This window comes from Microbulbifer sp. SE14, from assembly GCF_059834885.1.
The window spans coordinates 71,905-96,484 of sequence record NZ_JCBAJA010000022.1 but is presented as its reverse complement, the minus strand read 5'-3'; the positions used below and the strand labels follow the sequence as shown (position 1 = coordinate 96,484).

20 protein-coding genes are annotated in these 24,580 nt (G+C 63.5%); 9 read left to right on the top strand and 11 right to left on the bottom strand.

The features are described from left to right. Positions 1–114 precede the first annotated feature (114 nt). A complete protein-coding gene (gene leuS / locus AC6R19_RS15645; RefSeq protein ID WP_500580770.1) occupies positions 115–2,712 on the bottom strand; it encodes a leucine--tRNA ligase in 2,598 nt (865 codons plus the stop codon). A 169-nt stretch (positions 2,713–2,881) separates the two neighbouring features. On the opposite strand from leuS, the gene AC6R19_RS15640 reads away from it, so the two are divergent. The 3 genes from AC6R19_RS15640 (at position 2,882) to AC6R19_RS15630 (ending at position 4,865) form a co-directional block, all read left to right on the top strand. After that, complete coding sequence (locus AC6R19_RS15640; RefSeq protein WP_500580769.1) at positions 2,882–3,331, top strand: zinc ribbon-containing protein; 450 nt, start codon at positions 2,882–2,884, stop codon at positions 3,329–3,331. A 194-nt stretch (positions 3,332–3,525) separates the two neighbouring features. Beyond that, positions 3,526–4,305 (top strand): YdcF family protein, encoded by a 780-nt coding sequence (locus AC6R19_RS15635; RefSeq protein ID WP_500580768.1) that lies wholly within the window; start codon positions 3,526–3,528, stop codon positions 4,303–4,305. A gap of 188 nt (positions 4,306–4,493) precedes the next feature. Continuing rightward, positions 4,494–4,865: a hypothetical protein gene (locus AC6R19_RS15630; RefSeq protein ID WP_500580767.1), complete on the top strand. Its 372-nt coding sequence runs from the start codon at positions 4,494–4,496 to the stop codon at positions 4,863–4,865. 27 nt (positions 4,866–4,892) lie between these two features. Here the strand turns inward: AC6R19_RS15630 and AC6R19_RS15625 are convergent, their stop codons facing one another. From AC6R19_RS15625 to miaB, 6 genes are all read right to left on the bottom strand, one after another. Beyond that, on the bottom strand, positions 4,893–5,810 hold the full coding sequence (locus AC6R19_RS15625) for a TIGR01777 family oxidoreductase (RefSeq protein WP_500580766.1): 918 nt from the start codon (positions 5,808–5,810) through the stop codon (positions 4,893–4,895). Between the two features lie 242 nt (positions 5,811–6,052). Then, a complete protein-coding gene (gene lnt, locus AC6R19_RS15620) occupies positions 6,053–7,621 on the bottom strand; it encodes an apolipoprotein N-acyltransferase (RefSeq protein WP_500580765.1) in 1,569 nt (522 codons plus the stop codon). A 137-nt stretch (positions 7,622–7,758) separates the two neighbouring features. Next, the gene (locus tag AC6R19_RS15615; RefSeq protein WP_500580764.1) at positions 7,759–8,655 is read right to left on the bottom strand and encodes a CorC family transporter; all 897 of its coding nucleotides are present in this window, start codon (positions 8,653–8,655) and stop codon (positions 7,759–7,761) included. Positions 8,656–8,713: 58 nt separating this feature from the next. Then, positions 8,714–9,238: an rRNA maturation RNase YbeY gene (gene ybeY / locus AC6R19_RS15610; protein ID WP_500580763.1), complete on the bottom strand. Its 525-nt coding sequence runs from the start codon at positions 9,236–9,238 to the stop codon at positions 8,714–8,716. 254 nt (positions 9,239–9,492) lie between these two features. Further along, entirely contained in the window at positions 9,493–10,512 is a 1,020-nt protein-coding gene (locus tag AC6R19_RS15605; RefSeq protein WP_500580762.1) for a PhoH family protein, read from the bottom strand. A 307-nt stretch (positions 10,513–10,819) separates the two neighbouring features. Next, positions 10,820–12,187: a tRNA (N6-isopentenyl adenosine(37)-C2)-methylthiotransferase MiaB gene (gene miaB / locus AC6R19_RS15600; RefSeq protein ID WP_500580761.1), complete on the bottom strand. Its 1,368-nt coding sequence runs from the start codon at positions 12,185–12,187 to the stop codon at positions 10,820–10,822. Positions 12,188–12,379: 192 nt separating this feature from the next. Here miaB and AC6R19_RS15595 point away from each other — a divergent pair, with 192 nt between their 5' ends. The 5 genes from AC6R19_RS15595 (at position 12,380) to olsF (ending at position 17,879) form a co-directional block, all read left to right on the top strand. Beyond that, entirely contained in the window at positions 12,380–12,712 is a 333-nt protein-coding gene (locus tag AC6R19_RS15595; protein WP_500580760.1) for a DUF1820 family protein, read from the top strand. Between the two features lie 389 nt (positions 12,713–13,101). Continuing rightward, positions 13,102–14,475 carry a hypothetical protein gene (locus AC6R19_RS15590; RefSeq protein ID WP_500580759.1) on the top strand — a complete coding sequence of 458 codons (1,374 nt, stop codon included), beginning with the start codon at positions 13,102–13,104 and terminating at the stop codon, positions 14,473–14,475. Next, the gene (locus AC6R19_RS15585) at positions 14,475–15,302 is read left to right on the top strand and encodes a hypothetical protein (protein WP_500580758.1); all 828 of its coding nucleotides are present in this window, start codon (positions 14,475–14,477) and stop codon (positions 15,300–15,302) included. The genes AC6R19_RS15590 and AC6R19_RS15585 overlap by 1 nt, the downstream gene beginning before the upstream one ends. A 115-nt stretch (positions 15,303–15,417) precedes the next feature. After that, positions 15,418–16,209, top strand: a complete 792-nt coding sequence (locus AC6R19_RS15580) for a UDP-2,3-diacylglucosamine diphosphatase (RefSeq protein ID WP_500580757.1) — start codon at positions 15,418–15,420, stop codon at positions 16,207–16,209. Further along, positions 16,206–17,879, top strand: a complete 1,674-nt coding sequence (gene olsF, locus AC6R19_RS15575; RefSeq protein ID WP_500580756.1) for a bifunctional ornithine lipid synthase OlsF — start codon at positions 16,206–16,208, stop codon at positions 17,877–17,879. Before AC6R19_RS15580 ends, olsF begins: the two co-directional genes overlap by 4 nt. Before the next feature lie 91 nt (positions 17,880–17,970). Here the strand turns inward: olsF and AC6R19_RS15570 are convergent, their stop codons facing one another. The 4 genes from AC6R19_RS15570 to AC6R19_RS15555 form a co-directional block, all read right to left on the bottom strand. Continuing rightward, positions 17,971–19,245 (bottom strand): aspartate aminotransferase type Ic, encoded by a 1,275-nt coding sequence (locus tag AC6R19_RS15570; RefSeq protein WP_500580755.1) that lies wholly within the window; start codon positions 19,243–19,245, stop codon positions 17,971–17,973. A gap of 128 nt (positions 19,246–19,373) precedes the next feature. Further along, positions 19,374–20,234 (bottom strand): DUF6279 family lipoprotein, encoded by an 861-nt coding sequence (locus tag AC6R19_RS15565; RefSeq protein ID WP_500580754.1) that lies wholly within the window; start codon positions 20,232–20,234, stop codon positions 19,374–19,376. Positions 20,235–20,305: 71 nt separating this feature from the next. Beyond that, entirely contained in the window at positions 20,306–21,613 is a 1,308-nt protein-coding gene (locus AC6R19_RS15560) for a substrate-binding domain-containing protein (protein ID WP_500580753.1), read from the bottom strand. A gap of 294 nt (positions 21,614–21,907) precedes the next feature. Next, on the bottom strand, positions 21,908–23,164 hold the full coding sequence (locus AC6R19_RS15555; RefSeq protein WP_500580752.1) for a PstS family phosphate ABC transporter substrate-binding protein: 1,257 nt from the start codon (positions 23,162–23,164) through the stop codon (positions 21,908–21,910). Between the two features lie 441 nt (positions 23,165–23,605). Here AC6R19_RS15555 and nagK point away from each other — a divergent pair, with 441 nt between their 5' ends. After that, positions 23,606–24,547: an N-acetylglucosamine kinase gene (gene nagK, locus AC6R19_RS15550; RefSeq protein WP_500580751.1), complete on the top strand. Its 942-nt coding sequence runs from the start codon at positions 23,606–23,608 to the stop codon at positions 24,545–24,547. The last annotated feature ends 33 nt before the right edge of the window (positions 24,548–24,580 follow it).

Genomic DNA, 24,580 nt, shown 5'->3' with positions numbered 1-24,580 from the left:
AGTCCCGAGTCCCGAGTCCCGAGTCCCGAGTCCCGAGTCCCGAGTCCCGAGTCCCGAGTCCCGAGTCCCGAGTCCCGAGTCCCGAGTCCCGAGTCCCGAGTCCCGAGTCCCCTTTTATTTCGCGACGATATTGACCAGTTTGCCCGGTACCACTATGACTTTGCGCACCGCGGCCTCGCCGATAAATTTCTGCACGTTTTCGTTTTCCAGCGCCAGCTTCTCCAGGGTTTCCTTGTCGGCTTCCGCCGGCGCTTCCAGTTTCGCGCGCACCTTGCCGTTGACCTGCACCACCAGGGTGATGCTGGAGCGCACCAGGGCGCTCTCGTCCACCAGCGGCCACTGGGCGTCCACCAGCGGTGCCGCGTTGCCCAGTGCCTGCCACAGATGGTGGCAGATATGCGGGGTGACCGGGGCCAGCAGCAGTACCGCGGCCTGCAGGGCCTCGCGCTCCACCGCCAGGCCTTGGGCGCTGTCGCGCTCGGCCAGCTTGCCCACTTCGTTCAGCAGTTCCATCACCGCGGCCACGGCGGTGTTGAAGGTCTGGCGGCGGCCGTAGTCGTCGCCGACCTTCTGGATGGTCTCGTGGGTCTTGCGGCGCAGTTGCTGCTGTTTGTCGGTGAGGGCGCCGGAATCGAACCCGGCGCTGCCGTCGCCGGCATTGAGGTGGCCGTGCACCGTCTTCCACAGCTTGCGCAGGAAGCGGCTGGCGCCCTCCACGCCGGCGTCGTGCCATTCCAGGGTTTGCTCCGGCGGCGCGGCGAACATGGTGAACAGGCGCACGGTATCGGCGCCGTACTGCTCCACCGCCGCGTGGGGGTCTATGCCGTTGTTCTTGGACTTGGACATCTTGACCACGCCGCCGGCAATCACTTCCTCGCCGCTGGCGCGCTCGACCGCCCTGATCGGCTTGCCCTTGTCATCGCGCTCGACATCCACTTCCGCCGGATTGATCCAGGTCTTGTGGCCGTTGACCTCCTTGTAGAAGGACTCCGCCAGCACCATGCCCTGGCACAGCAGCTGCTTGAAGGGCTCGTCGCTGGACACCAGGCCCTCGTCGCGCATCAGCTTGTGGAAGAAGCGCGCGTAGAGGAGGTGCAGGATGGCGTGTTCGATGCCGCCCACATACTGGTCCACCGGCAGCCAGTAGTTGGCGCGCTGCGGGTCGAGCATGCCCTGTTCGAAATCCGGGCAGGTGTAGCGGGCGTAGTACCAGCTGGACTCCATGAAGGTGTCGAAGGTGTCCGTCTCGCGCTCCACCGGCTCGCCGTTCAGCTCGTCTTTGCGCCATTCCGGATCGGCCTTGATCGGCGACTGGACGCCGTCCAGCTCCACGTCCTCCGGCAGCAGTATCGGCAGCTTATCCGCCGGCACCGGGATCTCGCCGCCGTCGGGCAGGTTGAACATCGGGATGGGGGCGCCCCAGTAGCGCTGGCGGGATACGCCCCAGTCGCGCAAGCGGTAGTTGGTGGTGACCCGGCCCTTGCCGGCGGCTTCGAGCGCATCGGCGATGGCATCGAAGGCAGCCTGGAAGTCGAGGCCGTCGAAGCCGCCCGAATTGACCAGTTTGCCTTTCTCGGTAAAGGCCTCCTTGTCCAGGTCGATGGCCTCGCCACCTGCGGGCGCCACCACCTGTTTGATCGGCAGGCCGTACTTGCGCGCGAACTCCCAGTCGCGCTGGTCGTGGGCCGGCACCGCCATCACTGCACCGGAGCCGTAATCCATCAGCACATAGTTGGCGATCCACACCGGCACTTCGTCGCCGGTGATCGGGTGAATGGCCACGAGGCCGGTGTCCATGCCCTTCTTCTCCATGGTGGCCATGTCGGCCTCGGACAGGGACTGTTTCTTGCACTCGGCGATAAAGGTCTTCAGTCCGGGATTGTCCTCCGCCAGCGCCAGGGATATCGGGTGCTCGGCGGCCAGGGACACATAGGTCACGCCCATCAGGGTGTCCGGGCGGGTGGTGTAGACGTCGAAGTGGTCGCAGCCGGCGATGGTCCGCGGCAACGCGAAGGAGAGTTCCACACCCTTGCTCTTGCCGATCCAGTTGCGCTGCATGGTGCGCACCTGCTCCGGCCAGTGGGGCAGCTTGTCCAGGTCGGCGAGCAGTTCCTCGGCGTAGTCGGTGATCTTGATAAACCACTGTGCCAGCTCGCGACGTTCCACGGTGGTGCCGCAGCGCCAGCAGCAGCCGTCCTCCACCTGTTCGTTGGCGAGCACCGTCTGGTCGTGGGGGCACCAGTTCACCGCCGAGTTTTTCTTGTAGACCAGCCCCTTGTCGTACAGGCGGGTGAAGAACCACTGCTCCCAGCGGTAGTAGGAGGGCTGGCATGTGGCCAGCTCCCGGGACCAGTCGAAGCCAAAGCCCAGGGCCTTCAGCTGGCCCTTCATGTAGTCGATATTGGCGTAGGTCCACTTGGCCGGCGCGGTCCTGTTCTGGATGGCGGCGTTCTCCGCCGGCAGGCCGAAGGCGTCCCAGCCCATCGGGTGCAGCACATTCTTGCCCTGCATGCGCTGGTAGCGGGAGATCACGTCGGTAATCGTGTAGTTGCGCACATGCCCCATATGCAGCTTGCCGCTGGGGTAGGGGAACATGGACAGGCAGTAGAATTTTTCCTTGCTGGCGTCCTCGGTCACCTCAAAGCTCTTCTGTTCCTCCCAGTACTGCTGGGCGGCGGCTTCGACTGCGGAGGGGTTGTACTGCTCTTCCATCGATTGGGGACCTATACTCTGTGATCAAAATTTGCGGGAAAACCGTCCATTGTTTTGTGGGTGCGGCCCCCGGCCGCGATCTCAAACATTGATCGCGATCAAGGAGCGCTTCCCTGTGCATCGGTTAAGATGCGGAGATGCGGAAACGCGGGATTATAGGAGGGATGCCGTGACGAAGGAACCGAAGTTGCCGCCGGAGGAGGATCTGGCGGAGGAGTTGCGCCGGGATCTGGAGAACCTGGTGGAGGGGGAACTGGCGGTGGAGGAGCTGACCGCCAACAAGGCCGCCTTCCTGCGCGCCTGGCTGAAGGACGACCTGCACCGGGCCGCGGACTACCTGCGCGGCCTGGGGGGCGAGCTGAAAACCCTGGAGGAGCGCGGCGGCGGCTGGCTGCTGGACTCCGCCGACCCCACCGAGACCGCCTGGCCCAACCTGATGCGCTGTATCAAGGAGGGCAAGCCCTGGGCCCTGGCCGGGGAGCGCACCGTGGCCGGCGAGGAGCTGCAGTGCCTGGGCTGTGGCTACCGCGCCCTGCCTGAGGCGGGAGCCCAGATCACCCCCTGCCACCGCTGCGGCTACGGCTGCTTCCGGCAGATTGAGGGTGGGCTGGAGGATTGAAGGTTCAGATTTCGAAGTTCATGGGGCAGCGACTGGCACAAGCCGGAGCGGGGTGCGCCTTTCTGGGACTGTCTGCGAGAGGACCTCGCGGACAAGCCTGCAGGGATGTATTGAGGGGGCGCCTAGCCCGTGCCCCAGAAAGGCGCACCCCGCTCCGGCTCCCGGAACAGAACCCCGAATTCTGAGGAATAAGAATGGAGCTGCACACCATCCTCACCACCCTGGTGATGCCCCCGCTGGCGCCGCTGCTGGGCCTGCTGCTGGCCCTGGCGCTGTGGTTTTTCCCCTCCACTTCGCTTTTCGCAAAACTGTCACTGCCGCTGGCTATCCTCTCTTTCGCCGCCCTGTGGATTTCGGCGACACCGGCGTTTTCCGCCTGGCTGGGGGATCGCCTCGGCAGGATGTCCGGGGCGCCGGATGTCGTGCCCCAGGCGGTGGTGGTGCTGGGGGGCGGCCGTTACCGGGATGAGAATTCTGGTAACGAGCGACTGTCCGCCACTAGCCTGGAGCGGGTGGTCTGGGCCGCCAGGCGGGCTCCGGCACAGCTGCCGCTCCTGGTGAGCGGTGGGCGGGTATACGAGCGGGAGCGGGCGCCGGAGGCGGAGCTGATGGCCGGCCTGCTGCAGGATCTTATCCAGCGCCCGGTGACTTGGCGCGAGAATTGCAGCCGTACGACAGCCGAAAACGCGGTCAACACCGCCGCCATGCTGCACGATTCCGGTGTGGAGAGCGTGGTGTTGGTAACCCACTGGTGGCATATGCCCCGCGCCGCGGAGGCATTTGCCCGCGCCGGCCTGCAGGTGCAGCCGCTGCCGGTGGGCAGCCCCGCGGAGCTACTGCCGCGGGCACAGAGCGGCCTGCTGCGCTGGCTGCCCAGCGCCCCGGCACTGCTGCGCACCCAGGTGTACTGGCGGGAGATACTGGCACGCCAGTGGTATCACTGGTGGCCCCTGCCGCCGGTCAGGAATTGTTGAGGAACCAGTTTTCTACCTGGTGATCAAAGGGGGGTGGCGACTCATACAGTTTGGGGCAAGATGCTGCCTTGTCCGCTAGCCGCACCGAACATAAGATGGTTGGCCCACAGCGAAGGCCTGTTGATGATTGTCGATATGGAACAGTGGCTGTGGAGAGCAACCATAACAATAAAAGAGGTAACACTGAGATGAAGGACATTCCTGCATCATTTTCCCCTATTCAACTGCACAACCGCCTCAACCGACCGGTCTGGATCGGTTTCAAACGCGCGGTCCAGGACGGCCGCGAGCTGGTGTTCCTCTGCGCCGGCGAGGGGGCCGCCCAGGTGAGCAAGAATTTCGAGACTTTTGCCGGGCAGATAGTGCGGGAGTTCCGCATCAATCCGGCGGAGGTGGACTTCGTCGAGCTTCGGCTCGACGGCGAAGAGCGCCACTGGTATCGGTGGCACGCCCAGTGGGTGGGCTCGGCGCCCATGGAGTGCCGGGTGGAACAGGTAATGGGTGAATCCGGCCGCCGCTACCTGGCCGAGGCGCTCAGCAGGAGCGTGGAGGCCGCGTAGGTTGGGCTTGGCAGAGCCCAGCCCAACCTACACCCGTGTCTTCCTGGAGTGGCCGTTTTTCTGCAGCAGGTCCGCCAGGGCTCGCTGCAGGGTCGGAAACTGGAAAGTGTAACCGCTGTCCAGCGCGGTGCGCGGTTCCATCTTCTGGCTGGCCAGCAGCAATTCCTCCGCCATGTCCCCGAATACCAGTTTCAACACCCACGCCGGCGTGCGCATCAGGCAGGGGCGGTGCAGCTGTTTGGCGAGCAGGCGGGAAAAACTGTTATTGGTCACCGCCTCCGGTGCGCAGGCGTTGAACGGCTGGCACAGGTGCCGGTCGATCGCGTGCAGCATCAGGCCGACGATATCCTCCTCGTGAATCCAGCTCATCCACTGTTCGCCAGAGCCCATGGGGCCGCCGACGCCGAGGCGGAAGGGGGGCAGCATCCGGGAGAGGGCGCCGCCGCGGGTGGAGAGCACTATGGCGGTGCGCATGATGCCGACGCAGATGCCCGCCTGTTGTAGCGGCAGGGTGGCTGCTTCCCAGTCGCGGCACAATTGCGCGGCGAAGCCGCCGCCGGGGGGGCTGTTCTCCCGCAGCAGGTCGCCGCCGCGGTCGCCGTAGTAACCCACCGCCGATCCGGACAGGAAGTAGCGCGGGCGCTGGGCCTGGGAGAGGGACCAGCGCACAAGCTTCTCCGTGATGCGCAGGCGGGAGTTGCGGATCTCCGCGCGGCGCTTTTCGGTCCAGCGGTGCGTGATCGGCTCTCCGGCCAGGTTGACCACCACATCCACCGGCTCTTCCACTTCCTGGGGCTCGCGGCAGCCCCGCGCGGCTTCGCCGCAGAGTCTGCGCACCTTTTCCGGCTGCCGGCTCAGCACCGTCAGTTCGTCGCCCCGGGCCAGCCAGTGCTCGCAAAACAGTCGGCCGATCAGGCCTGTGCCGCCGCTGATTAGACAATGCATGGGAAGGCATCCTTGCCGCCGTCTTATATTGAAAGATTGCTTGCAGCATAGCAGCCAGCACCAGCTGTGGCGGGCGCCCGGGGGCGCCTGTCGCAATTGCTGCGCATTTTAGGTGAAAGCCCGGGGCGCATCCGTAACATTTGGCGCCCCGGTTGAGGCGGGTGTCAGCTGAATCTGCCCTGAAATAAGGGGTTCAGGGTAGGCTCAGCTGAGGCCCCTCGCATCGAGGTTGGCTCCAGGTATCAGTCCGACAACTCGCCGGCCAGGGGCGAATCGGCGTCGGGGGAGCTTCTGCGCCGCAACAGTGTGGCGGCGACCAGCATCGGCAGGGCCAGGGCGAATACCAGCGAGATGCCGGCGAGCATAAACGGGGTACTGCCGCGCATGGCCCGGATTTCTCCGGTCATGTTGGCGCGCTCGAACTGGGGCAGCCTCTCCACTATCTGCCCGCGCGGGTCGACGATCGCGGTGATGCCGGTATTGGTGCCGCGCACCAGGTAGCGGCCGGTTTCCAGGGCGCGCATCTGCGCCATCTGCATATGCTGCAGCGGGCCTATGGAGTCCCCGAACCAAGCGTCGTTGCTGATGGTCAGCAGTACTTGCGCGGCCAGCGCGCTGTCGGCGACCAGGCGCGGGTAGACGATCTCGTAGCAGATCAGCGGCGCCCAACTGGCGCCGCCGGCGTTCAACGGCTGCTGCCCCTCTGCGCCCGGGCGAATGAAGGAAGTGGGCAGGTCGAAGAATTCGATGGTGCCGCGGATCCACTCCTCCAGCGGTACATACTCGCCGAAAGGTACCAGGTGGCGCTTGTGGTAGACGCTGGGGCTGCGGCCGAAGACGGCGGCGGAGTTGTGTATCACGCGGTGGCCTTCGGCCTCGGCGTCCTCGCGGTCGTAGAGCAGGCCGCTGATCAGGTCTATCTGCGTCTGCTCGGCGTTGCGCTGCAGGGCCTGCATCAGGTTGGGGGCCTGGCCGTAGAGCAGTGGCAGCGCCGCCTCCGGCCAGATGATGACGTCCACATCCTGTTTGCTCAGGTCCTCGGTGGCCTGCTGGTAGCGGCTGATGGTCTCGCCGCGGAATTCCGGCAGCCACTTCTTGTCCTGGGGAATATTGGCCTGCACCAGGCCGATACTGATCGCATCGCCCTCGGCCCAGGTCCAGTCCACCTGCGCCAGCGCCGCGCCCAGGGGCCAGGGTAACAGCGCCGCCGCAATCAGCGCGATGGACGTACGCTGCCTGAGTGGCGCCAGTCGTCCGGTCGCCGCCAGGGCGATCACCGCCGCGGTCAGCGCCAGCAGCAAGCCTATGCCGTAGACGCTCAGCACCGGCGCCCAGCCGGACAGCCAGGTGTCGATGTGCCCGTAGCCGGCGTAGAGCCACGGAAAACCCGTAAATATCCAGCTGCGCAGCCATTCGCTGACAAACCAGAGGGCGGCGAAGGCGAGGGCAAAGCTGACCCTCTGATCGGTAAGGCGGCCGAGGAAATAGAAGGGCAGTGCCAGCAGTAGCGCCATGATGGCAACGAAGGCGCCGGTGAGCAGCAGGCCCAGGGGCACCGAGGAGTTGCCGAATTGGGTGATGGATACGTAGACCCAGGAGCCGCCGCTGCCGAAGAGCCCCAGGCCGAAACAGAAGGCCAGCCACAGGCTGCTGCGGCCCGCAAGCTGCTTGCCATCGGCTGCGCGCAGGTACAGCCAGGCCAGCAGGGACAGGGACAGCAGGCCGCAGATCCAGAAATCGTAGGGCGCGAAAGAGAGAGTGAGCAGAGCGCCGGCGGCTGTGCTGGCGAGGGAAAATAACAGTCTGCGCATTACTGGTTTTGTCACTTCAATCTGCACACATCACACATGTAGAAGCCTGCTTGCAGGCGAGCAAGAACAGAACTCCGTAGGTGGATGCGCTTAGCGCTTATCCACCCTACGATATTTTCGAGTCCCGAGTCCCGAATTCAACCTTCTTCCCGCGGCGGCTGCGCCATGCGGTTCACCCGCAGCAGGTGTATCTGCCGATTGTCCGCATAGAGTACCCGGAACATAAAGTTCCCCAGGCGGGTGACTTCGTCGCGCCCCGGCAGGTGGCCGAAGGACTGCATGATCAGGCCGCCGACGGTGTCGAACTCCTCCTCGCTGAGTTCGCTGTCGAAGTACTCGTTGAAGTCCTCGATGGGGGTGAGCGCCTTGACGATGAAGTCGTTGTCGCCCACCTTGCGGATAAAGCTGTCTTCCTCTTCCTCGTCGGTCTCGTCCTCGATCTCGCCGACGATCTCCTCGAGAATGTCCTCGATGGTGACCACGCCGGAGACGCCGCCGTACTCGTCGATCACCACCGCCATGTGGTAGCGGTTCTCGCGGAATTCCCGCAGCAGGATATTGAGGCGCTTGCTCTCGGGAATGATATTGGCCGGGCGGATGATGTCTTCCAGCTGGAAGTTTTCCACACCCTTCAGGACCAGCGGTAGCAGGTCCTTGGCCAGCAGTATGCCGCGAATGTCGTCGATGCTTTCGCCGATCACCGGGAAGCGGGAGTGGCCGGATTCGATGATCTTGGGGAGAAACTCCTCGGGCTTGTCCTGCAGGCTGACCACCACCATCTGCGAGCGGGGGATCATGATTTCGCGCACCTGCTGGCTGGAGACATCCAGCGCGCCCTCGATGATGGACAGGGCCTCCGCGTCCACCAACTGGTTTTCCGCGGCATCCTTGATGATATCCAGCAGCTCGTCGCGGGATTTGGGCTCGGCGGAAAAGGCGCCGAAGAGCTTCTCCAGCCAGTTTTTCTCGCCCGATCGCTTTTCACCCGATCGGGGGCTGGACGACTGACTACTTGGGGGTTCGTCTGTGGTCATGGAAGTGGCCATGCTCCGGATTTCTCTCGTCTGTAACTTTAGTCTGTAGCGGTTTGCGTTAGTCTGCTGCCGTTCGCGGCTGCTGTATTCGGGTCGGGTCCGCGGTTTCGTCCACCGGGGCATAGGGATCGGCATAGCCGAGCCCGGCCAGCAGGCCTGTCTCCAGTTTCTCCATCACCTCGGCGTCCGCGTCCTCTATATGGTCGTAGCCCAAAAGGTGCAGTGTGCCATGGACCACCATATGTGCCCAGTGCGCGGAGGGCGCTTTGTGCTGCTCTTCCGCCTCTTGGACTACAACCGGTGCACAGATCACAAGATCTCCCAATAGGGGGAGATCCAGGTCCTCGGGGAGTTCGGCGGGGAAGGACAGCACGTTGGTGGGTCTGTCCTTGCCGCGGTACTGGCGGTTGAGCTGCCGGCTCTCGTCCTCGTCGACGATGCGCACCGCCAGCTCCGCGGCTTCGCGGCGGCCTGTCAGTGCGGCGCTGACCCAGGTGTAGATGCTGTCATCGGAGGGCAGTTCGGAGCAGCGGCTGGCCCGCTGCACGTCTAGCTGTAGGTCGATCAAAGTGTGGTGTCTCATACTAAATGCGGTTATCAGAGCCCCCCAAATTGTTCACAGCAAGGCGCCGCTCGTAGGGAATGGCGCGCCCTTTCCAAGAGCGGCAACGCCGCTGTGGGCGATTTGGGGGGCTCCCTTCGGGCGGGCCGCTAAGCAGCCATCTGCGGCGTTGCATTTGCTTGACGTAGCAGGCTACGCTGGCGCAAATGCGCCTTGCATCTGGCCGCTTAGCGGCCCGCTGATAACCGCATTCAGTATGAGACACCACACCAGCCTCAGGCCGCGTCCTCATCCGGCTTTTTGGCCAGGGCCTCCCGCTCCGCCTCGTGGATATCGTAGGCCTCGACGATGCGCTGCACCAGCGGGTGACGCACCACGTCCTTGGCGCCGAAGTGGGTGAAGCTGATGCCGTTGACCTTGCCAAGTACCTCGATCGCGTGCCGCAATCCCGAGGCCTGGCCGCGGGGCAGGTCTATCTGGCTGGGGTCGCCGGTGATGACTGCGGTGGAGCCGAAACCGATGCGGGTCAGGAACATCTTCATCTGCTCGCGGGTGGTGTTCTGGCTCTCGTCGAGGATCACGAAGGCGTTGTTCAGGGTGCGGCCGCGCATATAGGCGAGCGGTGCCACCTCGATCACATTGCGCTCGATCAGCTTGCCCACCGTCTCGAAGCCGAGCATCTCGTAGAGGGCGTCGTAGAGCGGGCGCAGGTAGGGGTCCACCTTCTGGCTCAGGTCACCGGGCAGGAAGCCGAGTTTCTCGCCGGCCTCCACCGCCGGGCGTACCAGCAGTATGCGCTCCACCTGGTCTTTGAGCAGCGCCTCCACTGCGCAGGCCACCGCCAGGTAGGTTTTGCCGGTACCCGCCGGGCCTATGCCGAAGTTGATGTCGTTGGCCTGCACCGCGCGCACATACTTGCGCTGGTTCAGGCCGCGGGGGCGCACGGAACACTTCTTGGTGCGGATCAGCACCACTTGCTCCGCTTCCGCTCCTTCGCCGTTACCGCTCTGGAGCTCCTCGACCCCGGACTGCTGCAGGGCCAGGTGGATCTCCTCCGGCGTCAGTTGGTCGCGGCTGCCCGTCTCCTTGTACAGGAAATTCAGCACCTCGCCGGCGGCGCGGGCGGATTTGGGCTCTCCGTAGAAGGCAAACTGATTGCCGCGGTTGCGGATCTCGATATCCAATCGCTGTTCAATCTGGCGCAGGTGTTGATCGAATTGGCCACAGAGGTTGGCCAGGCGGCGGGCGTCGTTGGGCTCCAGGGTGATACTGTGAGCGAGGGTATGCGTTTCCAAATTGGTTTCCGGCACCTTTATCTGGGGGATTCACTGCTAGGGTATACCCATTTTCCCGGTAGGGGAAAGGGTAGAGTGTGACGAATGGGTTCTATTTGGTCGCTGGGCTTATAACACAAGGGCATTACAATTTCGGGACTCGGGACTCGGGACTCGGGACTCGGGACTCGGGACTCGGGACTCGGAACTCGAACGGCGCGATGATGCCGATGCGAAGGCCCTGCTGCCGGTGGCTGTCTGGGAACTATTTACCGATGAGGTTTTTTCCCAGACGGCCACCGGCAGCAGGGCCGCCAAGCCTTTGTATTCAGGGCCGGGGGCCATCCAGCTCCGAGGCCACCAGTGTACCCCGCAGGGAGTTCGGCAGTGCCTCCTCGATCAGCACGTCGGCAAACTTGCCGATCAGCGCCAGGTCGTCGGCGCGGAAGTTGACCACGCGGTTGTTCTCGGTCCGCCCCTGCAGCTGGCCCGGGTCCTTTTTCGACACGCCGGTCACCAATACCCGCTCGGTATTGCCCACCATGCGCCGGGCAATCTCCGCCGCCTGCTGGTTGATACGGTGCTGTAGCAGCTGCAATCGCTGCTTCTTCACGGCTTCCGAGGTGTCGTCCGGCAGGTCCGCCGCCGGGGTGCCCGGGCGCGCGGAGTAGATGAAGCTGAAGGAGATATCGAAACCCACCTCCTGGATCAGCTTCATGGTGGCCTCGAAGTCCTGCTCCGTCTCACCGGGGAAGCCGACGATAAAGTCCGACGACAGGCTGATATCCGGGCGTATCTTCTTCAGGCGACGGATCTTGGACTTGTACTCCAGCGCCGTGTGGCCGCGCTTCATGGCCATCAGTATGCGATCGGAGCCGCTCTGCACCGGCAGGTGCAGGTGGTTCACGAGCTCCGGTACCTCGGCGTAGACATCGATCAGCGCGTCGGAGAACTCCACCGGGTGGGAGGTGGTGTAGCGGATGCGGTCGATGCCGTCGATGGCCGCCACATAGGTGATCAGCTCGGCGAAATCGACGATCTGGCCGTCGTCGCCGGGTGCGCGGTAGGCGTTGACGTTCTGGCCCAGCAGGTTCACCTCGCGCACCCCCTGGTCCGCCAGGTGTGCCACTTCCTCGAGCACGTCCGCCACCGGGCGGCTGACCTCCTCGCCGCGGGTGTAGGGCACCACGCAGAAGGTGCAGTACTTGGAGCAGCCCTCCATGATGGACACGAAGGCAGTGGCGCCGTCGGCCTCAGGCTGCGGCAGGCGGTCGAACTTCTCGATCTCCGGGAAGCTGACGTCCACCACCACGGCGCCGCTCTTCTGGCGTTTGGTCTCCATCATCTCCGGCAGCCGGTGCAGTGTCTGCGGGCCGAAGATCAGGTCCACGTAGGGCGCGCGCTTGGCGATGGCCTCGCCCTCCTGGCTGGCCACGCAGCCGCCGACGCCGATGACCAGATCGGGATTCTTTTCCTTCAGGTGCTTCCAGCGGCCCAACTGGTGGAACAGTTTTTCCTGTGCCTTCTCGCGAATGGAACAGGTGTTGACCAGCAGCACATCCGCGTCTTCCGGATCGTCGGTGGGCACCATGGCGTGGGACTCACCGAGCAGATCGCGCATGCGCGCGGAATCGTACTCGTTCATTTGGCAGCCGTGGGTCTTGATATAGAGCTTTTTCACCGCGGTTTTGGACATGTCGCGCCTGGTTAAAAACTGGTCGATAGAAATGGTGGCGCATTATAGCGACCCGGCCCCGGACTGCATAGACGGGCCTCCCTTAGAGTGCTAACCTTCCGCGCTTTTTATATGTGGGCAGCAGGCGCTTTCGGGCAAAGCCCGCGTCGAGACTAGAATCCATGGGCCCCAGCCCCTTTTCCAGAGACTCCTATGGCCAACCCTATCTACAAAGTCATCTTCCACAACCAGAACCAGGTGTACGAGCTCTACGCCCGGGCCATCTACCAGAGCGATATGTATGGCTTTATCGAGGTGGAGGAGTTTGTGTTCGGTGAGAGGGCCCAGTTGGTGGTGGATCCCAGCGAGGAGAAGCTGAAGAGCGAGTTTGCCTCGGTGACCCGTTCCTATATACCGATGCACAGCATTGTGCGTATCGACGAGGTGGAAAAAGAGGGCACCGGCAAGATCGTCGAGGTAAAAGGTGACAAGGTCGCCAAGTTTCCCTTCCCTGCGCCGATGCGTCCGCCGGTGGATGGCGAATAATCCATTCCGTGCCGCGGCATCGCCCGTTGCCGCGGCGCTTGCCTGCCGATTCCGGCAACTCCCCCCCCCCCCGAATACCCGCGAAGCCGCCACTCGCCGCTTTTCCTGGTCGCTCGCGGTGGCGGTCTGGCCGCGCTATCACCAGATCCTGCGCGGTTCCCCGATACATGGACGCGGCCGCGTCCTGCGCAGCCATGGGCCACCCGGCGGGGACCGGAAAGTGGCCGACACTTCATCGCATCGGCGCGTCGGATTTCAACGGCCAGCTATTCTAGAAGGTACGGAAGTTTTTGCTGCCCGCCGGCAAGGATGAGTTTCCCGCCAGACACAGCGAGAGCCCCCGGTCTCCATCGATGCCTAAATGTAGCGGACGTCTTTTAGGTGAAGTCATGAGCACAATTCCTGCCACCAAGGCCGCCATCTCCGCCCTCAAGCTCGAAGAGCGCGTCGAGCGCGACGTGAAAGCGGGTATCCCCGAAGTCGATCGCATCAGCCACACCGAAAGTGAAGAGAGCCTGCGCTCCTATGTGATTCGGGAAATCATCGGACGGGTGCACACCGACCGGCAGAACCAGCTCGACGAGCAGGCGGACGCCAGGATGGATGTGGACATCCGCCGGCTCTACCAGGAAATCACCCATACCGGGCGCGGTGTCGGCCAGCGGATCTCCGCCAGAATCTCCGCCATGGCGCAGGACCTCAAACGCGCGGCCAGGGACTGCGCGGCGGTGCGCATGGATCTCGAGATCTTCAAACACCGCAACGGCCTCACCCGGGAGGCCATCTACCGGGAGTCGAAGATCCTGCACTACGCCATCATCTTCTTTATCGTTATCGCCGAAACCGCGTTGAACTCCTTCTTTCTCTCCAAGGGGAGCGAGCTGGGACTGGTGGGCGGCTTCTTCCAGGCTTTTATCATCGCCCTGGTCAACCTGGGGTTGGCGGCCTTTGCGGCCTTCTCCCTGCGGGGGCTCTTCCATCGCAATCCGGCGCGCAAGCTGGTGTCGGCGACCCTGTTTGCCGGCATCGCTGTCCTCGCCACGGCGTTCGTGCTCGGCGTTGGCCACTACCGGGAGGCGCTGGAACTGAACCCCTTCGTCGCCTCCAAGTTGGCGGTGATGAACCTCTGGGGCGCGCCGCTGGCAATTCACGACTTCAATGCCTGGATCATGGTGATTGTCAGTGCCATTGCCCTGATCCTGCTTACGGCCAAATTTTTCGTGGTGGACGACTCCTACCCCGGCTTCACGGCCATGGCGCGGCGTGCCAAGGTCCTGCAGGACCGGTGGGTCCACAGCTGTTCCGATGCGGTTGAGGAGATCAACGAGATCGCCGAGGAGGCCCGCCGGACGCTTTCCGAAAGGGAGAAGGAAATCCGTTCCCAGTACATCGCCTTCAAGTCCAGCATCGAACGCAGTGAGGAGATCAGCAGCCACTACGGGGAAGACATCGTCAAAGCCCAGGGCCTGCTCGACGAACTGGTGCGCTACTACCAGTCCTACTCCGCCCGCATGATGAACCGCCGCGCCGCCTACTTCGGCGAGCTGCTGCGCTTCGAGCTGGACACACTGCCGAAGCTGAACACCACCGGCCTGGAGCAGCACAAGATGGACCTGGCGGCGTTCGACAGGATGCTCGCCGGGCTGGAACAGGCTTACGCGGATGCCATGACCGCGATCAATCACCAGTGCGAGGAGGCCCAGCGCAAGCTGGAGACCCTGAAAGCCGATATCGAGCGCGAGAATGGACTGGGTGGCGGGTGATGGCGAAGCGCGCGAAGGCGGGAACAAGGATAGGGACAAGGCAGCGAGGGGCGCACCGCGGCACTTCCAGCGACGACAGGAAAGGCATCGCCATCTTCGGTTCGGGTGTGGCGATTCTGATTGCGCTGGGAGTCTTCTTATTGCAGGTGGTCCATTCCCCCGGGAAAGACTACGATCGCGTCACCCTGTGCAACGAGCATCTGCCCCGCGCCAGTCACCACCTGATGATCGTCGATGTCTCCGATGCGCTGTCCGCCCATCAGGTACATTTTCTGGAAACCCATATTTCCGGCCTGTTGCAGGCTGCCGAAGTCAACGACCGCTTCTCCATCTTTGTGCTGGACGAGCATTACAGCGGTCTCTCCGACCCGGTGATCGAACTGTGCAAGCCGCCGTCCGCCGATGATGTGGATATGCTGACGTCCAACCGGGTCTTTATCGAACGGCTCTATGCAGAGCGCTTCGCCGCGCCGCTGGAGCGGGCGATTGCGACGGTGGTGGCCGGCGGCGAACAAAAGCAGTCCCCGATCTTCGAGGCTATTTCCGATGTGGCGGCCCTGCGTAGAATCGACCCGAAAGCCGCGGATGTGCAGCTGACGATTGTCAGTGACATGATCCAGAACTCGAGAGCGGGGTCGGTGTTTAGTGCGGGTCCCAAAGCCATTGAAAACCTGCCATTGGTAAATTTGCGGGGTGTGCGAACGCGGGTCTTCTGGCTGGATAGGGAGGAGTACAGGCGTTTCCAGACGGAAGCGCTGGCCAGCAGTTGGGAGGACTATCTGGCCAGCGTTTCCCGGTTCGAGCGGATTGAGCGGGTCAGGAACTGACAGATCAAACAGCCGTCACCCCATACGCCATTGCAATAGAACGTTCAAAAAACAGCCTCTTTTCTGTCATTTCTCCCCGGCACAGTATGCGCAGAGCAATAAACAGGGCTTTGCCATGAGCAACCGCTATCGCGCACTGTGGATTTCCGATGTTCACCTGGGCAGCAGGGACAGCGAGCCGCAACGGCTGGCGGACTTTCTCGCCCAGAACCGCGCCGACACCGTCTACCTGGTCGGCGACATCTTCGACATGAAGGCCCTGGCCCAGGGCAGGGGCAGCTGGTGCCAGGCCTCCTCGCTGCTGCTGGGCATGCTGTCGGAACTCAGCAGCCAGACCCGCGAAGTCATCTATGTACCCGGCAACCACGATGCCCCCATGCGCAGCTGGGCCGGCAAGCGCCTGGGCAATATCCGCATCGAGCGGGAGTGGATTCACACCGCGGGTGACGGCAGGCGCTACTGGGTCACCCACGGCGACCAGTTCGAGCACCATATCAGTATCAACCCCATCAGCTACCACATAGGTGACCATAGTTACTACCTGATGTTGCGCCTGAACCGTTGGATCAATTACTGGCGCGGGCGCTTCGACAAGCCCTGGTGGTCGCTCGCCAACCACGTGAAAAACCGTGTGCACGCGGCCAGGCGCATGATGAACAACTTCGAGGAGATCGCCCTCCGCGAGACGGGCCGCCGCGGCCTCGACGGCGTGATTTGCGGCCATATCCACCGCGCCGCCATCCGTCACAGCAAAGGGGAAGAGCGCAAGGTGACTTACGCCAACTGCGGCGACTGGGTGGATTCGATGAGCGCGGTGGTGGAACAACACGACGGCCGCCTGGACCTGCTGCACTGGCATCGGGCCCCCAAACTGGCCAGCATTATGACTGAGGCGGTAGCGGCATGATCCAACTGGAAAACCTGCTGCAGAAGAATCCCTGGTACAGCGCCGCGCCGCAAAGGCCGACGCGCAGGCTGGTATCCGCAACCCTGAAGAAAATCTGTTGCGAACAGCAGATACAGGAATTTGGCCGCCTCTATCCGCACCTGGGAGGCCTCGACTTTATCCGCCAGGTGTTTGCCTGGTTCGACTTCCGCTACGACCTGAACCCGTCGGAGCTGGAGCGGATTCCCCGCAGCGGCCCGCTGGTGATCGTTTCCAATCACCCGCTGGGTAGTCTCGACGGCCTGGCGCTGATCGATATGGTGGCCAGGGTGCGCAAAGACGTGCGCGCCGTTGCCAGCCAGTTGCTGTGGAATATCGAGCCGCTGCGCCCCTACCTGCTGCCGGTGGACAACTTCAACGGACGCACTCGTCGCGGCGATGTGGAGGGTATCTACCGCCACCTTCACGACGGTGGTGTGATCATCGTTTTCCCCGCCGGCGAGGTTTCCCGCCTGACGCCCCAGGGGGTGCGCGACGGTCGCTGGAATCCCGGCTTTGCCCGCTTCGCGGAAAAGACCAATGCACCCATCCTGCCGGTGCAGGTGCGCGGGCGCAATTCCCTGTGGTTCTACGGCCTGTCGATGGTCAACAAGCCGCTGTCTACGCTATGGTTGATCCGCGAGATGTTCAAGCAGGCCAGGCGCAGCATCGATATCCGCATCGGTAATCCGGTGGAGGCGGAGCACTTCCGCAGCTGGCCGCTGACACCGCGCGCCCAGGCGGCCCTGTGGCGCAAGCATGTGTACAGGCTGCACAAGTCGCCGCGCCCGCTGGGCCCGGAGCCGATCGCCAACCCCGAGCCGGTGGAGGAGGTGGCGCAGATTCTGGAGAGCTGCGACGCCCTGGTGGAACAGGGCGAGTTTTCCGTCGTGCTCTACCGCCAGCGGGTCGACTGCCCGGTGATGCGCGAGCTGTCGCGCATCCGCGAGGTGGCCTTTCGCTCAGTGGGTGAGGGCACCGGCCAGAGCCGCGACTGGGACGCCTTCGATGCCCACTATGACCACCTGCTGTTGTGGGACTCCGGTCGGCAGCAGATCGCCGGCGCCTACCGCCTGGCGATGACCGACGCCCTGGAACCGGAGCAGATCTACAGCAGTACCCTGTTCAACTACCCGCGCCCGCCCCGGCAGTGCCTGCCGGGCTCCGCGGAACTGGGGCGCAGCTTCCTATTGCCGGAATACTGGCGCGGCCGCGGCCTGGATCTGCTCTGGTGCGGCATCGGTCGGTGGATAGCGCGCAACAGTGTGCGCTACCTGTTCGGACCGGTATCCATGCCGGGTACCTTCTCGGTGCGCGCCAAATCGGCCATAGTGCGCTACTTCCTGCACCACTTCGCCACCGACAGTCCCCTCGGCGACGCCCGCCTGCCGTTTTCAGAGGCGCGCGAGGACCTGCCGGAGCTTTTCGGCGATGCGGCTGAGGATATGGTGCAGTTGAAGCAGATACTGAAGGAAGAGGGCGTGATGCTGCCGCCGCTGTTCAAGAAGTATACCGCGGTGACCAGGCCCGGCGGAACCAGCTTCCACGCGTTCAACGTGGATCCGGATTTCTGCGATTCGGTGGACGGGCTGGTGGTGGTCGACCTGGAGCAGGTGGATCCGAAATTCGCCAGGCGCTATCTCGGCGGTTGATTGATATCTCTTTGTAGGAGCGGTGGGGCGGCCAACGGCCGCTCCTACAGCATCAAAAGGATTTCCGTAGGGTGCGCCACGCGCACCACTCTTAAATCATTTCCAGCTGTTTGCGCACACTCGCCAGCCTCACACACAACACAAACACCGACATGGCCGTATCCAGTTCCTCCAGGGGCGGGAAGCTGGGCGCTATGCGGATATTGCGGTCTTCCGGGTCCCTGCCATAGGGGAAGGTGGCGCCGGCGGGGGTCAGCTTGACACCGGCGTCTGCTGCCAGCTGCACCACCGCGGTGGCGCAGCCGGGGCGGGTGTTGAAGGAGACGAAGTAGCCGCCTTGCGGCTTTTCCCAGTCGCCCAGGTCCGAATCGCCGAAGGCCTTTTCCAACTGGCTCAGCACGCACTCGAACTTCGGCTTCAGGATCTGCGCGTGCCTCTGCATATGCTCCTTCAGCAGGGTGAACTCGGCGAAGAAGCGCGAGTGGCGCAGCTGGTTTACCTTGTCCGGGCCTATGGTCATGGCCTGCATCTGTTTTTTCAGCGACGCCAGGTTGGCGGGGCTGGCGCTGACAAAGGCCACCCCGGCACCGGCGTGGGTGACCTTGGAGGTGGAGGCGAACTGCAGCACCGAATCCGCGGTGTCGTTCTCCAGGCTGGCGGCGCGGATGCCGGGCAGGTTGACCTGCTGTTCGAGGTCGTGGATTGCGTAGGCGTTGTCCCAGAAGATGCGGAAGCCGGGGTTGGCGATTTGGCCCAGTTGCGCCAGGCGGTCGACGGTCTCCTTGCTGTAGGTGACGCCGGTGGGGTTGGAAAACTTGGGTACGCACCAGATGCCGATGATGTCCCGATCTTTTTTGATCTGTTCCTCCACCGCGTCCATATCCGGTCCGGTCTCGGTCATGGGCACGTTGACCATGCCGATGCCCAGCTGCTCGCAGATGGAGAAGTGGCGGTCGTAGCCGGGTACCGGGCAGAGGAATTTCGGCGCGCCCAGTTCCCGCCAGGGCTTGTTGCCGGCAAAGCCGAACAGGTAACCGGTGAGCACCGCGTGGTACATCAGGGTCAGGGAACTGTTGCCGCCGGCGATCACTTCCTCGGTGGGTACCTGCAGGATATCCGCGCCCAGTTCGCGCGCACAGATGAGCCCTTCGAGGCCGCCGTAGTTGCGGGTATCGGTGCCATCCGCCGCGCGGTAGTCGCCGTTGAGGATGCCGTCCAGCCCGTCGGACAGGTGTAGCTGTTCCGCCGAGGGCTTGCCCCGGGTGATATCCAGGCTCAGTTCATGCTCGCAGATGCGCAGGTACTGGGCACTCAGTTCTTTTTCCCATTCCTGTAGCTGTTCGCGTGTGGCGGAATCGATACGCACGGGCTTCCCTCTGTATGGTCAATGGAAGCGGCGAGCTTAGCAGGTGGGGGGGAGTTTGCACCAGTGGCGGTAGGGTGTGCCGCGCGCACCAATCCCGACTGGCGGTGCGCACGGCGCACCCCACATGGTTACTGGTTGGCCAGGGTGCGGAAGTCCCGCGCGTATTCGCGCAGTGTCCCGGTCAGGTGGAGGCGTTGTGCCTCGGTGGTGCTGGCGAGTATCTGTTCGCCCAGTTCGCGCGCCTGGCGGTGGCGCTGCTCCTGCATCTGGCGGTAGTCCTCCGGCCAGAGTTGCTCCGGGTTCAGCATCAGGTCGCGCATCTTGGCTAAATAGCCGTCCGGCTTGCGGCGCAGCAGGTCGATGAACTGCGCCTGCCAGACCTGCCGCTGCTGGTCGCGCAGCAGCGGGTTGTATTCCACCTGTGCCACCCAGGCGGCGATCAGCTGTTCCTGCTCGTCGCTCAGGGAGCCGAGCCAGCGCTCGCTCTGCTTGCGTATCTGTTTGTTGCGGCGGCGCTGGATCTTCTCCGGCGACTTCTGCCACTTCTCCAGGGATTTCTCGCGCTTTTCATGCAGTTCCTGTTCCAGTTGGTCTATCTGTGCGCTGCTCAGGGTGGCGGCCAGCGGCAGCAGCAGGTCGTACAGCTGGGTGCTGGCCGTTTGCAGGAAGTCGCGTATCTGCGCCTCCACCGATTCCAGCTCCAGTTGCTGCAGCTGGTCCTTTTCCACCAGATTGGCGAGCTGTTCCAGGTAGTCGGCGTAGCGGGGCAATTGGGTCTGGCGATGCCAGGCGTGGAAGCTGTCGAGGGCGGCCACCAACTGGGCTTTCTGTTCGCCGTTGAAGTCGACATAGTCGTCTATCTGCCAGCGTATCCAGCGATCCAACTGGCCGTAGGCGAGCTGGATACTGGAGCAGCTGCCCAGTAACAGCAGTGTCGAGACCAGCGCCGCCGCGCCCAGCATCCCTCTCAGTGATTCCGCCGTTGCCATCCGCTTGTCCCAGTGAAATCCACCCGACAAAGTGTCGGGCCAATTTTCACTATAGACAAGCGCCTGGCCCGCTAGTTTATCCACACCTCGACGCGGCTGTTCTTGACCGGCGCCTGCTCGCGGTCGGCGGTCAGGGGGGCGAAGGCGCCCAGGGCGAGGACTCTGCTGTCGCCCAACTGGTGGTCCCGCAACAGGGCGCCCTGGACCTTGAGGGCGCGGAAGCGCGAGATGATATCGGCGATATTGTTGTTGGACTTCTGGTCCGAAAAGCCCACCAGGGTCAGGTTGAGCTCCCGTTCCGACTCCTCCATAAAGGCCTCCAGGCGGCGCAGGTCCTTCAGTGCGCGGCTGTCCAGCTCGGAGCTGCCGTCGGCGAAGCGGAAAGAGATGCTGAGGCGCTCGCCGGTTTCCATCAGTTCCCGATAGGCCTCCGGGGCGTTGGGGTAGGGCGTCATTTTCAGCGCCACCGGTGTCAGGTTGATAAAGCCGATCCCGGCCACCAGTTTCTGCCCCTCCGGCGACTCGGCGAATTGCAGGAAGCTGTCCACATGGGGCTTGTATTGGCTGGGGTTCTTGTACAGATACAGGCGCCGGGTCAGGGGGAAGTCCTCGGTGGCGATGATGCCCTTGTTCGGCACGATCGCAGCCAGATCCCCCACTTTCAACGCGACCTTTTTTATGCCTTGGGTGTGCGCAAAGGGCAGATAACCGATGGCGCCCGGATCGCTCAGCACTATCTGACGGGTCTCGGCGTTGCCGGAGACTTCGTAGACGCCCGGCTCGGCTGGGCGGCTTCCGCCGAACACATCTTCGTCGAAAGTGGTGCGGGTTCCCGATTCAATATCCCTGTGCAGCGGGTGGATAGGGAGGTCGGGGCCGCCAAGTTCCTGCCAGTTGCGGATTTTGCGCTCGTATATCTGGCGCACCTGGGCCATGGTCAGATTTGCGACCGGGTTGCTCGGGTTTACGCCGATTGTGAGTGTGTCGAGGCCGACGACATGCTCGGCTTCCGCACCGGCCAGGTTGCCGAAGCGCTCCAGCATTACCACTTCCTTCTGTTTGATCCGGCGCGAGGCCATGCCAATATCGGCGCTGCCCTCATTCAGCGCCTTGAAGCTGGTGCTGGAACCCAACGCGAGTATGGGCACTTCGACTCGGCGTCCGTCCAACTGGGCGCTGATCCAGTGGCGCACCCCCTCACTGCGCTGTTCTATGTCCGTTGCGTTCAGGCTCTGCAGATAGCCTTTCACCAGCAGTGGTGCCAGTTCGGCGCCGACGGTATTGGATCCGGTCAGGCGGAAGAGTGTTTTGGTTTCCGCCGCCTGGGCCGCTAAGGACAGCAGTTGACAGCACAGGAGCGCGATAACAAGAGCGCGCATGGACAGGACCCCCATCTGGATATTCTCTCGCTTGCAATTTTTGTTCGGGAATTTCGGGAACGAGACTGCCGTTGTCTTTGTTGGAATTCCGCGGGCGCTTGCGGCCCGCCGATAGCGTCTTCGTGCTGTGCGGAAGGCGTGTCAGATACCGCAGCCTTCCGGGCGGGGGCTTTATCGCAGAATAATGTGACAAAAATATTTCAGTGACGTGTTAACCCGTGCGCACTTTTTTTGTGATCACACCCAAGGGGGATTGGCTGGCGAACACCTTGGCAGGCGCTCGCCAGATAGCGGTTACAGCAGCCAGACTTCGACGCGGGAGTTGCGCTGTTCCGAGGTCTTCTCGTCGAGGGTCAGGGGCGCGCTGGCGCCCAGGGCGAGGGTCTGGTCAGCTGCAATATTGGCGCTGCGAAGGTGGCGATTGACGATTACGGTGCGAAAGCGGGAGATGGTTTCGGCCATGGAGTCGCGCCGCTGCCGGTCGCTGAATCCCACCAGGGCAATTTTCCGCCCGCGGTTTTCCTCCTGCTGCAGGAAATCCGCCAGGCGGGCCACATCCTGCTGGGCGCGCGCGTCGAGTTCGCTGCCGCCGCTGTCGAAGCGGAAGGCGATGCTGATTCTCTGGCCCTTCTCCGCCAGTTCGCGGTAGGGCGCCGGCATGTCGGTCCGCGGGACAGTGTCCAGCGGGCGCGGGGTCAGGCTGACCAGGCCGTTGGCGTCGACCAGGACCTGGCCGGCGTCACTCAACACAAACTCCACGAAGGCCTGCAGGTGGAGGTTCTGCTCGTCCCGCCGCGCGTAAAGATGAAGGCGCTGGGTCAGCGGGTAGTCCTCGCTGGCGATCAGCGCCTGGGTGGGCGCGAGGAGGGTGCCGGCGGCGCGCACCACCAGGCTGCTGAACTGGCCGGCGCGTTGCACCGGCACCAGCGCCAGGGCCAGGGGGTTCTGCTTCAGTATCAGCGCCAGGCTGGCTTCGTCCCGGTGGTCGTCGACCGCAGGAGCCAGGGTCCGCAGCAGGGCATTGGGCAGCCGGTCACTGGCCACCAGGGCGATGGGGGCATCGGCACCGCCCAGGTCCCGCCAGTTGCCGCTGCCGGAGCGCAATAGTTTCCGCAGGCGGCCCTCGTCTATGCTGCCGACCGGGTTGTCCGGATGCACCGCCAGCGCCACCGCCTGCAAGCCCACCACCTGTTCCAGTGTGTTGTCGCCCCCCGCCCGTTGCAGTTTCTGGCGCTGGGCTTCGCTGGCGCGGCCGGCGGTCAATGCCAGGTCGAGATTGCCCTCCGCCAGCTGGCCGAGGGCGCTGTCGCCGGGCGGGCTGGCGATGGCGAACTGCAGCCTGCCGCCGTCGATCTGTGTGGACAGGTGCACTTCGCCGCCGCGCCTGATCTCCCTGATAATGCCGCCGCTGCGGGACAGCAGGTAGCCGCGCGCCAGTTCGACAGCCAGGGTTTTATCGCCGCCGCTGCTGTCGCCGATTCTGATGGGGATGTTGGCCTGGGCACTGGCGGCCGCCAGCAGGAGGATGGCGCAGAGGGTGCGCTTGAACATGGGAATTTCCTTATGGTGGTTTCTGGTCCAGTGCCCGGCACGATGGGGCATCGCCCGCCGGTGTGATTCGGAGCAGCAGAAGTATATGAAGGGGGGCAAGATTCGCCGTCGGCGAGGCGCCTTACTTCTCCCGCGGCGAGAGAAAGGGAGAACAGTTCACATCAGCGCCAAGTGGGGGACGCCAGTGGGCGGGAGTGGGGGGAGGCTATATACTTCGGTGTCGCCCGAAGGGAAATTGTACGGCTTTGCGCAATAAACCTGCCGAGTATTCCCGTCGATCGGCATTTTTTACAAAAATGAGATGACAACGCTGTCATTTCTCGTGTAGTATTTTTCCTATATTGGTACTGGCGCCTGTGTGCGCCGGTCGGCTCCCGGGGGAATTCATTGGGAAGCCCGGTAAAGACACATAACAATACAAAATCTTAGAGGCCGGTACAGATGGTTGCTTTGAGAGACAGGGACATACTTTTTATTGGTATCGACGGCGGTGGCAGCAAATGCCGGGCCTCTGTAGTGGATGCCGGCAACCGCGTCCTCGGTACCGGTGTCGCCGGTCCCGCCAACCCGCTGCACGGCTACGCCCAGACCATCGACTCCATAGTGCGCTCCGCCGCACTGGCGCTGGCCGACGCCAAGCTGCCCCCGGAGACCCTGGGCGAGCTGGTGGCCGGTGCAGGCCTGGCCGGCGTGAACATGCCGCGCCTCTACAACGAAATGGCCTCCTGGGCCCACCCCTTCAAGAAACTCTATCTCACCACCGACCAGCACTCCGCCTGCCTGGGCGCCCACCGTGGCGGCGACGGGGCCGTGATCATTGCCGGCACCGGCTCCTGCGGCTACGCCTGGGTCAACGGCCAGAGCAAGCTGATCGGCGGCCACGGCTTTCCCCACGGCGACAAGGGCAGCGGTGCCTGGATGGGCATGGAGGCGGTCAAGTACCTGCTGATGGCGCTCGACGGCCTGGCCGGGGACTCGAAGCTGAAAGGCGAACTGCTGAAGGCACTGGATGCCCGTGACGCCAATGAGGTGTTCGAGAAGATCGGCGGCAAGTCCTCCAGCCACTATGCGCGCCTGGCGGTGCCGGTGATCGAGTGCGCCGAGGCCGGCGATCCGGTGGCGGTGGCCATAGTGCGCGACGGTGCGGCCTATATCAGCGACCTGGCGGACAAGCTGCTTGAGCTGAAGCCGCCGCGCCTGTCGATGATCGGCGGCCTGGCGCCGCGCCTGCGCCCCTGGCTGGCGCCCCACGTGGTGGAGCGCCTGGCGGAACCGCTGGATGCGCCGGAGATCGGCTGCGTCTACTTCGCCCAGCAGTCGCTGGCGCAGGAGGCCAATGATGTCGAACCGAGCGAAGCCGATTCAAAAGCCCTGTACGGATAACGGAACCAGAGATTGACATGACTGCAGCAACAC